The 13,226-nt window shown below is 35.3% G+C and carries 9 protein-coding genes; 6 read left to right on the top strand and 3 right to left on the bottom strand.

What is annotated here, in order from left to right:
* Positions 1-37: 37 nt before the first annotated feature.
* Genes Q0893_RS08155 through Q0893_RS08145 form a run of 3 tightly spaced genes read left to right on the top strand, consistent with a single transcriptional unit; the run spans position 38 to position 2,837 of the window.
* Positions 38-1,054, top strand: a complete 1,017-nt coding sequence (locus Q0893_RS08155) for a bifunctional oligoribonuclease/PAP phosphatase NrnA (protein WP_299274265.1) — start codon at positions 38-40, stop codon at positions 1,052-1,054.
* On the top strand, positions 1,054-1,593 hold the full coding sequence (gene gldI / locus Q0893_RS08150; protein WP_298901598.1) for a gliding motility-associated peptidyl-prolyl isomerase GldI: 540 nt from the start codon (positions 1,054-1,056) through the stop codon (positions 1,591-1,593). The genes Q0893_RS08155 and gldI overlap by 1 nt, the downstream gene beginning before the upstream one ends.
* Before the next feature lie 26 nt (positions 1,594-1,619).
* A complete protein-coding gene (locus Q0893_RS08145; RefSeq protein WP_299274261.1) occupies positions 1,620-2,837 on the top strand; it encodes a peptidylprolyl isomerase in 1,218 nt (405 codons plus the stop codon).
* Positions 2,838-2,921: 84 nt separating this feature from the next.
* Here the strand turns inward: Q0893_RS08145 and Q0893_RS08140 are convergent, their stop codons facing one another.
* Entirely contained in the window at positions 2,922-4,385 is a 1,464-nt protein-coding gene (locus Q0893_RS08140; RefSeq protein ID WP_299274258.1) for an aminoacyl-histidine dipeptidase, read from the bottom strand.
* A gap of 51 nt (positions 4,386-4,436) precedes the next feature.
* Here Q0893_RS08140 and Q0893_RS08135 point away from each other — a divergent pair, with 51 nt between their 5' ends.
* The 3 genes from Q0893_RS08135 to Q0893_RS08125 all read left to right on the top strand — a co-directional run bounded on the left by Q0893_RS08135 (position 4,437) and on the right by Q0893_RS08125 (position 9,888).
* On the top strand, positions 4,437-5,507 hold the full coding sequence (locus tag Q0893_RS08135) for a DUF3810 domain-containing protein (RefSeq protein WP_299274255.1): 1,071 nt from the start codon (positions 4,437-4,439) through the stop codon (positions 5,505-5,507).
* Between the two features lie 78 nt (positions 5,508-5,585).
* Complete coding sequence (locus tag Q0893_RS08130; RefSeq protein ID WP_299274251.1) at positions 5,586-8,564, top strand: amidohydrolase family protein; 2,979 nt, start codon at positions 5,586-5,588, stop codon at positions 8,562-8,564.
* A gap of 10 nt (positions 8,565-8,574) precedes the next feature.
* Positions 8,575-9,888 carry an amidohydrolase family protein gene (locus tag Q0893_RS08125; protein WP_298901591.1) on the top strand — a complete coding sequence of 438 codons (1,314 nt, stop codon included), beginning with the start codon at positions 8,575-8,577 and terminating at the stop codon, positions 9,886-9,888.
* A gap of 76 nt (positions 9,889-9,964) precedes the next feature.
* Here the strand turns inward: Q0893_RS08125 and Q0893_RS08120 are convergent, their stop codons facing one another.
* On the bottom strand, positions 9,965-10,768 hold the full coding sequence (locus Q0893_RS08120) for a DUF6503 family protein (protein WP_298901589.1): 804 nt from the start codon (positions 10,766-10,768) through the stop codon (positions 9,965-9,967).
* Between the two features lie 106 nt (positions 10,769-10,874).
* Positions 10,875-13,175: a T9SS type A sorting domain-containing protein gene (locus Q0893_RS08115; RefSeq protein ID WP_299274246.1), complete on the bottom strand. Its 2,301-nt coding sequence runs from the start codon at positions 13,173-13,175 to the stop codon at positions 10,875-10,877.
* Between the last annotated feature and the right edge of the window lie 51 nt (positions 13,176-13,226).

The raw sequence follows: 13,226 nt of genomic DNA, 5'->3' as shown, positions 1-13,226 counted from the left end.
TAGAATCCATTATTAAAAAATTGTATATTCGTCCTCTATGAATAAAGACGACATTAATAGCATCAAAGCGCTTCTAAGTTCACCTAAAGCCATTGTTATCATTCCGCATAAAAATCCAGATGGAGATGCCATAGGCTCTACATTAGGCTTATATCGTTATCTAAAAATGTACAATCACAACGTCATTGTCATTGCTCCAAATGATTATCCAGATTTTCTAAAATGGATGCCTGATGAATCTACCATTCTGAAGTATGAGTCGCAGCAAGAAGAAAGTGACGACTATATAAAAAACGCCGACATTCTATTTACATTAGACTTTAATTCGCTAAGTAGAATTGGTGATATGGAGGCCGCTGTAACGGCCGCACAAGGCATGAAAATTATGATTGATCATCATCAACAACCAGATCAATATGCCAAATACATGTACTCCGATGTTTCGATGTCTTCAACATGTGAAATGGTCTTCAATTTCATAGATATGCTTGGCGATTCAGATAAAATAAACAGTGATATTGCGACGTGTTTATACGCCGGAATTATGACTGATACTGGATCATTTCGATTTCCATCTACAACTAGCGCAACACATCATATTATAGGTAATCTCATTGAAAAAGGTGCTCGAAACTCTGATATTCATAATAATATATATGACACCAATAGTTATGAACGCCTTCAATTGCTTGGGCGCGCACTAAGCAACCTTAAAGTCATTCCAGAATATCGTACAGCCTATATTACCTTATCGCAAGATGAACTTAATACTTTCAATTTCAAAAAAGGTGACACTGAAGGTTTTGTAAATTATGGCTTGTCACTTAAGGGTATCATTTTCGCTGCGATTTTTATCGAAAATCAACAAGAAAATATCATTAAAATATCATTGAGAAGTAAAGGTGATTTCTCAGTAAACAAACTGTCTAGAACGCATTTTAGTGGTGGAGGTCATACCAATGCCGCAGGAGGCAAAAGTGATTTAAATTTAAACGAGACCATTGACAAATTTATTAGTATCTTGCCTCAATATAAACAAGACCTCAAAGCATAATGAAAACAATATATTCCTTATTATTTTTAATTCTCTTGGCCTTGAGTTGTAAAGCTCCTGAAGCCCGAGAACCCAAAGGCGTGCAGTCGGGTTCCTTTATAGAAGAATCTGCTGAGCGCAATAAAAAACTAAATCAGCGTGAACAAAAACGTATTGAGGCGATAATGGCTCAAAATCCAGAGTATGATTATATCGCTTCTAAAACAGGATTTTGGTATTACTATCACACTAAAGTTGAAATTGATACTATAACACCTGGCTTTGGAGATATTATTAACTTCGATTATGATATAAAAGATTTAAACGGAAATGTGATTTACTCACAACAAGAACTTGGTACACAAAACTATGCTATGGATCAAGAAGAAATCTTTAAAGGACTGCGAGAAGGCTTAAAACTATTAAAACCTACAGAGTCTGCCACCTTCCTTTTTCCTTCGCAAAAAGCGTATGGCTATTATGGCGATAATGACAAAATTGGCACCAATATTCCGTTGATGTGCAAAGTAACTGTGAACAACATAAAACAAAACCAATAAATTTAATTTAGATACAAATGCAATTGATGAGCAAAACACTCCAAATTTTAATGTTATGTCTATGTGTAACATTAACTTCATGTAAAGAAGAATATCCAGAATTAGAAGATGGATTATATGCCGAAATCGTGACGTCTAAAGACACCATGATCGCAAAATTATTCTACGACAAGGTACCTTTAACCGTTGCTAACTTTGTAGCCTTAGCGGAAGGAAATCACCCTATGGTAAGTGAAGAATTTAAAGGCAAAAAATATTATGATAGCTTAACATTCCATCGCGTTATGGATCAATTTATGATTCAAGGTGGTGATCACACGGCAACTGGTGCAGGAAGTCCCGGTTATAAATTCACTTCGGAATTTGACGAAAGTTTAAAGCATGATAAAGGTGGTATTTTATCAATGGCAAATTCTGGAGGTATTGGAACCAATGGTAGTCAGTTTTTTATAACAGAAGTACCTTATCCTAGCTTAGATGCATTTGATGCAAACGGACTTTTAAAGCCGTGCGACCGCCCAAGAGTAAGTTGTCACAGTGTTTTTGGTGAATTAGTAAAAGGAATTGATGTACAGGATTCCATTTCTAATGTTGCTGTTGAACCTGGTAGTAGTAAACCACTAGAGACGGTGTACATGACAAAAGTAAATATCATTAGAAAAGGATCTGATGCAAAAGCGTTTAACGCACCAAAAATATTTGAAGACGAACTTGAAAACGCCCCTAAAAAATGGGAAGCTCTTAAAGAAGCAGCAAAAGTAAAGGCCGAAGAAATGAGAAAAGAGCGCGAAGCAAAAATTGCCGAAGCAGCTAAAGAAACAAAACCTTTAATTGATGATTACAATGCTAAATCTACTACTTTGGCTTCTGGCTTAAAGAAGTTTGTAATTATCGAAGGTACTGGCGAAAAACCTAAGGAAGGTGATTTTGCAATGATTAATTATGAAGGTTACTTTACAGATGGTCGTTTGTTTGATTCTAACCAAAAAGCAATTGCAGAAAAATCTGGAATGTATGATCAAAGACGTGAAGATGCTGGAATGTATGGTCCTTCAAGAATGCAAATTCGTCCAGATGCGCAAATGATCGCAGGCTTTAAAGAAGCAATAGCATCTATGAAAGTAGGCGAACGTGCATTTTTCTACTTGCCTTCTCACCTAGCCTATGGTGAGCGCGGTAGAGGAAGTATTAAACCAAATACAGATTTGACCTTTATTTTAGAAATGACCGAAATAGCCAAATAAGGCTAACTATTGCCAACTAAAACTAAAAAAAAGCCTTTCAATATTGAAAGGCTTTTTTGATTATTACTATTAAAATTTATATTGTTAACGCTTTGGGATATTCTTTAAAATCTCAAGAACATAAGTCCAATACTTTTGCGCAGAAGAAATCTGAGCTCGCTCATCAGGCGAATGGGCTCCTTTAATATTCGGACCAAAACTTATCATATCCATTTCAGGGTAATTTGTTCCTAAAATACCACATTCTAAACCAGCATGGCAAGCTGCAACATGAGGTTCTTCTCCATTATTAAGTTCTTTATAAAGTGGTACCATGACTTTTAAAATATCAGAATCCATATTAGGTTTCCATCCAGGGTAATCTCCAGAAAACTCAACCTCACAACCTGTTAATTCAAAAGCGGCACGTAGCATGTTTGCCAAATCCCATTTAGAACTTTCAACAGAACTACGGGTTAAACAACCAATTTTTATAGCGCCTTCTTTCACGATTACACGTGCAATGTTATTTGAAGTTTCTACAAGATCTGGTATATCTGCACTCATTCGATACACACCATTAAGCGCAGCATATAAGGCTCTTGTTAATCCTTCTTGAACTCCTAAATCCATAATTTTATTTGGCGTCTCTGTTTTAGAGATGTCAATGACCAATTCTGGTTCCATTGTTCTTAACTCCGATTTAATCGTATTCGCAAGGTTATCCATTTCAGATATAAAAGCGGCTTCATGAACAGCATCTATGGCAACAATGGCATTACTTTCTCTCGGTATAGCATTACGCAAGCTCCCTCCATCAATGTTTGAAATGCGCAAGCCAAAATTTTCAAATCCATCAAATAACAAACGGTTCATTATTTTATTAGCATTTCCAAGGCCTTCATGGATTTGCATACCTGAATGACCTCCTTGTAAGCCTTTAACTGAAATTATAAACCCTATTTTAAATTCGGGAGTCTCCTCTTCCTTATAAGTTCTTGTCGCAGTAACATCAACACCTCCAGCACAACCTACACCTATTTCATCATCTTCTTCTGTATCTAAGTTTAAAAGAATTTCGCCATCAAGCATTCCTCCTTTTAATCCCATTGCTCCTGTCATTCCGGTTTCTTCATCTATGGTAAATAACGCTTCAATAGCAGGATGTACAATTGTTGTACTTTCTAAAATAGCCATAATGGTAGCTACACCCAACCCATTGTCAGCTCCAAGTGTTGTACCTTTTGCTCTTACCCAATCTCCATCTATATACATCTCAATACCTTGTGTATCGAAATCAAAATCTGTATCATTATTTTTTTGATGTACCATATCTAGATGTGATTGCATCACAACGGTTTTGCGATCTTCCATCCCAGAAGAGGCTGGCTTTTTTATAATAACATTCCCTACTTCATCCTCAATAGTTTCCAAGTCTAATTTCTCACCAAAATCTTTCATGAACTGTATTACACGTTCTTCTTTTTTAGAGGGTCTTGGTACGGCATTTAAGTCGGCAAATTTATTCCAAAGTTGCTTAGGTTCTAGTTGTCTTATTTCTGAACTCATTCTGTTTTTTTTAGTTTAGCAAAGGTACATTCTTTTTAGTATTTTTGAGTCATGCTGAAATATAAAAGACTCATTATAGCTTTATCTATTATTCCCCAGATTATTTTTCTAAAGGTATTAGTAAATTTTCCAAATTTGGTCGAATCTGTCTACAGTCATGGCATTTATATTTGGATCTCCAAAGCCATGCGCTATGCGTTTGGATGGCTGCCATTTTCAGTAGGAGACATTCTTTATACGCTTTTGGGGTTATATATTATTAGGTGGCTCTACAGCAATAGAAAACGTATAATTAAAGACTCGAAGCAATGGTTTTTAGATGTATTATCGGCAGTTTCGGTTGGTTACTTTGCATTTCATCTACTTTGGGCTTTTAACTACTATCGCCTACCGCTACATAAGTCGTTGAACATTAATCATGATTATACAACCGAAGAGCTAGTAGACCTCACCAAGCAATTAATTGGCAAAACCAATAGCCTTCAACTTCAACTTGCCGCTCATGATTCTACGAAAGTGGTGATACCCTATTCTAAGTCTGAAATCTTAAAAATGATACCTGAAGGTTATGATAAATTATCTCAAGAATTTCCTTATTTAGCATATCAACCTCGAAGTATAAAGCGTTCATTATATAGCACACCATTAACCTATATGGGATTTTCGGGATACTTAAACCCATTTACAAATGAAGCACAAGTTGATGGTTTAATTCCATCATTCAAATTTCCCACAACAGGGAGTCATGAAGTTGCGCACCAACTAGGTTATGCTGCCGAAAACGAAGCTAATTTCATAGGTAGTATGGCTGCTATGCATCATCCAAATGTGTATTTTAATTATTCTGGATTTGCATTTGCACTTCGCCATTGCTTGCATGAAACTTTTAAAAGAGATCAAGAACTATATAAAGAACTCGTCTCTCAGGTTAATGAAGGTATTATCTATAATTATAAGGAAGTTCAGGATTTCTGGGATAATTATCAAAACCCTACAGAGCCCTTGTTTAAAGCCACCTACAATAACTTCTTAAAGTCTAATAATCAGGCTGGTGGCATGGAAAGTTATAGTTATGTCGTCGCATTATTAGTTAATTATCATAAAAACCATCCCATAGATTAAACGTTAAAATATAGGAGTTTTGCAGTGTCGTAAGGTCTTAATTTTTATCTTTAGAAGGAATTAAAACCAACCATTCATATGAATAAAATCAAGTTTGCAATAGCGCTCTGCTTTTGCAGTTTTGCATTATTTGCTCAAGACTATTTCCCTAAGAACAATGGTGTTAAAGTCACCAACACCAATTATCAAGCATTTACAAATGCAAAAATTTACGTCACACCTTCTCAAATTATTGAGAATGGCACATTACTAATTAAAGATGGAAAAGTAGTGGCATCTGGTACACAGGTGACCATTCCAAAAAACACGACCATCGTTAATCTAGAGGGTAAAAGTATTTATCCGTCTTTTATAGATATATATTCCACATTTGGTGTAAAAAAACCTGAACGTCCAAACAGTAACGCCAGAGGACCGCAATATGGTCCAAGCAGAACTGGATACTATTGGAACGATCATGTAATGCCAGAAAATAGGGCTATTGATAAGTTTAGATATGATTCTAAAATGGCAAAAGAACTATTAAAAGCTGGTTTCGGTGTGGTAAACACATATATTGAAGATGGTATTATTAGAGGAAGCGGAACCTTAGTAGCCTTAAATCCTAGTGCTGGAAATGAAGTTCGTATACTAGACCCTCAATCTGGACAATACTTTTCTTTTCGAAAAAGTGTTACTTCAAGGCAATCCTATCCTGGTTCTATAATGGGAAGCATGGCTCTATTGCGTCAAATGTATTTAGATGCTGATTGGTATGGAAAAGGTTATAGTCAAACTAAAGACCTTTCACTTGAGGCTTTAAATGATAATAAAAATTTAGTACAAATCTTTGGTGCTGGTAACAGAGTAAATGCCCTTAGAGCAGATAAAATTGGAGACCAGTTTGGCATTCAATATGTCATTCTTGGTGGTGGAGATGAATATGAGCGCATTAGAGACGTAAAGGCAACAAATGCATCTTATATCCTTCCAGTCAACTTTCAAGCAGCATATGATGTAGAAAATGCTTTTTTAAGTAGATCTCTTTCATTAGGAGATATGAAAGCTTGGAATCAAGAACCGTCTAACCCAAAGGTTTTAGCGGAAAACGACGTGACTTTTGCTTTTACCACGCACGATTTAAAATCTCCAAAATCGTTTAAATCTAATGTCATGAAAGCTATTGAGTATGGGCTTTCAAAGGAAAAAGCATTAGAGGCTCTAACAACGACACCTGCAAAATTACTAGGAAAATCTTCTCAAATAGGATCATTAAATAAAGGCGCTTATGCTAACTTTTTAATTACATCTGGAGATGTTTTTGATAGCAAAACTACACTGTACGAAAACTGGGTTCAAGGAAAGAAAACAGTACTTGAAAATATGGATGTTAAAGATATTCGCGGAGATTATGAATTTCGCTTAGCTGGTGCATCTTACAAAATGACCTTGAAAGGATCATTAAGTAAATTAAAATCTGAAATTACTAGTGATGGTAAAACAAGAGGTTCAAAAATTAACTACGCAGATGATTGGGTAAATATCTCCATGACAACCAAAGATTCTACCCAACAAAAATTTATTCGATTAGCAGCTCATGTTAATCATAATAATGCCCTTAACGGAAAAGCCATTTTCCCAAATGGCAATGAAATGACATTTTATGCCACCAAGATGCCTAAAGAAGAAAAGGCCAAAGAGGATAAAAAAGCAATGAAGGATAAAGTGCCTAAAACGACAGTTGCTGTAACATATCCAAATGTCGCTTATGGTTTTGATCAGCTACCAAAAGCAGAAACATTACTCTTTAAAAATGCAACCGTCTGGACTAATGAAGATGCAGGTGTTTTACAGCAAACCGATGTCTTAATTAAAAATGGTAAAATTGCTAAAATCGGTAAGAATATTTCCGACGGAAATGCGACGGTTATAGACGCTACTGGCAAACATTTAACTGCGGGAATTATTGATGAGCACTCACATATTGCGGCATCTTCTATTAATGAAGGAGGTCACAACTCTTCTGCTGAAGTATCTATTGAAGATGTTATTGATGATGAAGACATCGATATTTATCGAAACCTTGCTGGAGGTGTTACTTCTATTCAAATTTTACATGGATCGGCAAATCCTATTGGAGGGCGTTCGGCCATTATAAAACTAAAATGGGGAGAAACTGCTCAAAATTTAATTTATGATGATAGTCCGAAGTTTATAAAATTCGCTTTAGGCGAAAACGTAAAACAATCTAATTGGCAAAGTTTTGCAAGATTTCCACAAACTAGAATGGGTGTTGAGCAACTATATATGGATTATTTTAATCGTGCTAAAGCCTATGATGAGTTAAAGAAAAGCGGAAAGCCATATCGAAAAGATATTGAAATGGAGGTAATTGCCGAAATCTTAAACAAAGAGCGTTTTATTTCCTGTCATTCTTATGTGCAAAGTGAAATTAATATGTTGATGAAAGTTGCCGAAAAGTTTGACTTTAAAATCAACACATTTACGCACATTCTTGAAGGTTATAAAGTGGCAGATAAAATGGCTGAACATGGCGTAGGCGGATCAACATTTAGTGATTGGTGGGCCTACAAATATGAAGTTAATGATGCCATCCCATACAACGCTGCAATTATGCATAACGCAGGTGTTATAGTAGCTATTAACAGTGACGATGGTGAGATGTCTCGGCGTTTAAATCAAGAGGCTGCAAAATCTGTAAAATATGGAGGTATTAGTGAAGAGGATGCTTGGAAATTTGTAACACTTAATCCTGCAAAACTATTACACATTGATGATCGTGTAGGAAGTTTAAAAGAAGGAAAAGATGCAGATGTTGTTTTATGGTCTGACCACCCAATGTCTATTTATGCAAAAGCAGAAAAGACCATTATTGAAGGTGTAACCTATTTTGATTTAAAACGTGATCAAATCATGCGTGATCAAATTAAAAGAGAAAAAAGTGACCTTATAAATATGATGATGCAAGCCAAAAATAAAGGCCTAAAAACGCAGCCTATCAAAAAGAAAGAGAAGGATCAAATGCATTGTGATTATTTAGATCAAGAACAACACTAAAAAGATGATTATGAAAACTATATATATAAAAACAATCGTTGTATTTCTAATGAGTTTCTCTCTTGGTTATGCGCAACAAACACCTGCTCCAACACAAGACAAAGCAGTCGCCATTACTGGCGCCACAGCACACTTAGGAAATGGAAAAGTAATTAACAATAGCTTGATCATTTTTGAAAACGGAAAATTAACTCAGGTTTTAGATGGAACTACAGTTAGAGTAGATATGTCAAAAATGGATGTTATTAATGCCAATGGAAAACACGTGTATCCTGGTTTTATTGTACCCAATTCAACCTTGGGATTGGTTGAAATTGGAGCCGTTAGGGCTACAGATGATGATTCTGAGCTTGGAACTTGGAATCCTCATATCAGAAGTTTAATAGCATACAATGCCGAGTCTAAGATTGTTGAATCTATGAGGCCGAATGGCGTGTTAATTGGCCAAATCACTCCAAGAGGTGGTCGTATTTCAGGAACTTCATCAATTGTACAATTTGATGCATGGAATTGGGAAGATGCCGTTATAAAAGAAGATGATGGGATTCACATGAATTGGCCCAACAGTTTTTCTAGAGGCCGTTGGTGGTTAGGAGAAGATCCTGCTATGAAAGTTAACAAAAACTATGATAATCAAGTCACGCAGATTGCCGATTATTTTAATGGAGCGAAGGCCTATATGCAAAGTGATAAAGCAATTAAAAATTTACCATTTGAGGCTACTAATGGCTTGTTTGACGGAAGTAAAACATTATATATTCATGTCGATGATGAAAAAGGTATTACAGATGCCGTAAATTTTTCAAAAGTGCACAATGTAAAGTCAACTGTTATTGTTGGTGGGTATGAGGCATATAAAGTAGCCGATATGTTGAAGAAACATAACATTCCGGTGTTATTACAACGTGTTCATTCTAGACCAAGCCAATCAGATGATGATTATGACATGCCTTTTAAATTAGCAAAATTACTTACAGATAAGGGAGTTACTGTTGCTTTAGAAACAAGTGGGCAAATGGAACGTATGAACTCGCGTAACTTGCCTTTTTATGCAGGTACTACAGTTGCTCATGGTTTAACAAAAGAACAGGCCTTACAACTCATTACTCTCAATCCAGCTAAAATTTTAGGAATAGATGAGAATTATGGCAGTTTAGAAGCTGGTAAAAGTGCTACGCTCTTTATTAGCGAAGGAGATGCCTTAGATATGAGAACCAATATTATTACACATGCGTTTATAGATGGACGTTTAATTAGCTTAGATACACATCAAACAGAACTATGGGAGCGTTATTCTGAAAAATTAAAACCTAAGAAAAAATAACATGCGCTGTGTGCTAAAAAAAAAAGACCTATCAATTTCACAATTGATAGGTCTTTTTTTATTAATTAGATACATACTACTCTATTAAAATAGCGCCTTCTGGTTTAGCAAAAAGTGTAGCATTAGGGGTTTTATCTGATACGATAATATCTGAAAATTCTACAGTGTTACGTTTTTCTGTAGGTACGTTGTTTTCATAGTTATACCAATCAATACTTTTAGGTAACACTAATCCATTAACCGTTTGCCAATTGTTATACCTGATAAAATGAAAATCGGTACTTTTTTCATCCTTACCAAAAGTAACTGTATATCCTAACCATTGCAATTGTCCTGTCTCTTCATCATAATATAAAACATATTGATCGTCTGATGATGCTCCTACCCCATCTTCATAAGAGATTAGAACTCCAGGGTACGTTTTACCTTCAAATTCAAGAGGAGTTGCCTCTTCATATATAATACCATTGTCACTAACGATAAAAGGCATGGCATAGAAATACATCATCAATCCTTTATAAAATTTGGCATTGCCTTTATATTCATTACCGTCTTTCTCACTAACCCATAGCACATCCCCATCATAACCTGCTGTATATGTTGGCGTATCAATACGCTCTGCGCGTGTTTTTAAATTGGTTGTGGTCACTTCTTTTCCATTTGGTCTCTCCATAGTAAATGACAATGTGTTCATGTTATTCCATGCGTCTACACCTCCATGCGCATCAAATATCTTGCTAATATTCTCAGGATATACGCTTGTTGTAGCATCTAAATTTTCTTCCGAATAGTCAATAGATTCTACTGTTTCGTTGGTTTTATTCTCCTTGCAAGATGCAAAAACTACGAGTACAATTAAAAGTAAAGTTTTAAGTTTCATTTGTTGATGTTTTAGTTTCGTGCTTAGACGAAGGTAAACAGAATAGTTTACAAAAAAAGCCTCAGAAAAATCCTGAGGCCTAAATTCAACTAAATAAAGATTTGGACTATTCTATTACAAGTTTCTTTATTAAACTTTTTGTTGTTGTATTCAATTTTATAAAATACAGTCCATTTTGCAAATGGGATGTGTCAATATTCGCTGTATGTCCTTCTGAAATATCTTGTTCCAAAACTTGCTTTCCTTGGATGTCAATAACCTGAATCGTTACATTTCCGAAGTGTACCTCATTCAATTCAACCATAACATTATCTTTCGCTGGATTTGGATATATATTGAAGTTTAATGCATCTATTTCTGAAATTGATAAGCTCTCTTCAACAAACTCAGTTTGAAAAGTATTAGTTATAATAGGAGCATTAAAATCAAAATAGATAGACGCTGTATTTGGAATAATATCATTAAGGGCATAACCCGCTTGAGGTTTAATTCTAAAATAGACAAAACCGTTACTACCTTCTGCATCGTCTTGTTCTGCAGGCAAATAAATATTATCAAATTGCCATGTGATTTCATTATCAATCTTAGACAAAATATAATTATGGCTAGATTGCAACATTTCGAAGGTTGTTTGATCTAAACCAGAATCTAAAACATCTTCAATTCTAACGGTAATGGCATCTGCTGTACCAACATTTTGAAAACGAATTGTATAGTATAAGAATTCATCGGACACCACGAAATCATCATAAACAACTTCTGGTCCATGAGCTTCCATTTTGTCATTAGGATCAAAAGAGCCAACAACTATTTGACTAAGAGTTGATGTATTGTTGAGTTCGAAATCGTCATTTCCCGAAGTTACATATGTTACCGTATTGGTTACGACTTGATTCAATTCTACGCTCGCTGGGCAATATAACAACACATTTATAAACTCGATATCACCTGGTTGCAAATCTGTAAACTCCAAAATAAATCCGTTTGAAGTATTAGTAATAACATGGTTGGGGTTTGTTTGATATAAGGTTGTATCAAACTGGACTGAATCATCTGCCACAAACTCTATGGTACCTGAAGCAATCGTATTAAATCCAAAATTCTCAATATATACGCGGTTTACATAATTAAATCCTGGTCTTGGTGCCGCGGAAAAAGGAGCTAATACATAAACACCTAGATCTTCGCACATGAGGTCGTTAGTTACGGGGAAATTAATTTCTAAATCTTCATCTCCAGTTACTGAAACGTTACTCACAGTACTTGTTGTAATCGTGTAGCAATCGTCATAATTGTCAAACAAATGATACGAAATCTCATAAGTATTTCCTTCTCCTGGGTTGGCTATGTAATAGCTGCCATCCGAAGTCATAATTTCATTAATGATACCGTTGTTGTTTACTTCATACGTAAAATACCCATTTCTAAAATTAGAATCATTTCCGTCTACCATCCCATTACCATTTTCGTCAAAGAAAGCGCGACCGCTAATACTTCCAGAAAAATCATTACAAGACACATCAAACGTAATAGATTCTGAACTACCATCTCCACAACTTATACTTTCATTTGTTTCTATTCTAACCGAAATGGATGCTCCAGTAGATTGGAAACTTAGTCCATCAAGGTCTCCATTATTATTACCATTGAAAAGTTGAGTTACACCATCAGAATCAATAACGATAACATAATCTCCGTCTGTTTCTAATTGTCCAGAATTAAATGTCAGTGTTAATGGTGAACCCGTATAATTTAGAAAGTTATACTGATAACTCGTATTATCTGGATAACAATAGTCTATACTTACTGGAATTGCCCCACAGAATACTTCTATATCCTCGCAATTTGGGTCGACTATAAGATCAAAATTCACTATTGAAAAACAACCGGTTACAACATTCTCAGCACGAGCCCAAATAGTCTGAGGATTACTAATATTAGAATACGGGCTCGCCAACGCATTAACATAGGCTAATGCATCAAATTCTGATTGGTAATAGCTTATTGAAACATCGAGATCGTTTCCAATGATTTCGGCATCCTTAGTGGTAAAATCAAACACCCCAAAGCCTCCAGAATTAGCATCGCATACCACATAATCTGATGGGGTTTGAGCATCTGGTGATGGATTGAATGTTACGAAAATCGTATCTGCAAAAATGGTGTCTGCATCAATAATAACTTGAACTTCATAAATATCTGTGTAATTCACCTCTAATGTTGGTCCGTTTTCATTGATAATAATGAAACCATTCTGAAACCAAGCATACTCTATGGCATTGGCAGTCGTAGCATCTAACACAACAGTCTCTCCTTCGCATGTAAAAATATCCTCTCCTAAATCAACTTGTGTATAACCAGATAAAAAACTTAAAGTAAATAGGGCAATTAGTAATTTTTGTTTCATAAATATAGTGTCTTAAATAGTCTATTAAGGTAATACAATTACCCTAATAAT

It is taken from the genome of uncultured Psychroserpens sp. (genome assembly GCF_947494225.1).
Classification (GTDB): Bacteria; Bacteroidota; Bacteroidia; order Flavobacteriales; family Flavobacteriaceae; genus Psychroserpens.
Note: the sequence above shows the minus strand (reverse complement) of the source record. Positions and strands in the feature narration are given on the sequence as shown.

Excerpts from the sequence above, each read along its gene's own strand:
- Q0893_RS08125 (WP_298901591.1), top strand. The coding sequence starts at position 8,575 with ATGAAAACTATATATATAAAAACAATCGTTGTATTTCTAATGAGTTTC.
- Q0893_RS08140 (WP_299274258.1), bottom strand. The coding sequence starts at position 4,385 with ATGAGTTCAGAAATAAGACAACTAGAACCTAAGCAACTTTGGAATAAA.
- Q0893_RS08145 (WP_299274261.1), top strand. The coding sequence starts at position 1,620 with ATGAGCAAAACACTCCAAATTTTAATGTTATGTCTATGTGTAACATTA.
- Q0893_RS08135 (WP_299274255.1), top strand. The coding sequence starts at position 4,437 with ATGCTGAAATATAAAAGACTCATTATAGCTTTATCTATTATTCCCCAG.
- Q0893_RS08130 (WP_299274251.1), top strand. The coding sequence starts at position 5,586 with ATGAATAAAATCAAGTTTGCAATAGCGCTCTGCTTTTGCAGTTTTGCA.
- Q0893_RS08155 (WP_299274265.1), top strand. The coding sequence starts at position 38 with ATGAATAAAGACGACATTAATAGCATCAAAGCGCTTCTAAGTTCACCT.
- Q0893_RS08115 (WP_299274246.1), bottom strand. The coding sequence starts at position 13,175 with ATGAAACAAAAATTACTAATTGCCCTATTTACTTTAAGTTTTTTATCT.
- Q0893_RS08120 (WP_298901589.1), bottom strand. The coding sequence starts at position 10,768 with ATGAAACTTAAAACTTTACTTTTAATTGTACTCGTAGTTTTTGCATCT.
- gldI (WP_298901598.1), top strand. The coding sequence starts at position 1,054 with ATGAAAACAATATATTCCTTATTATTTTTAATTCTCTTGGCCTTGAGT.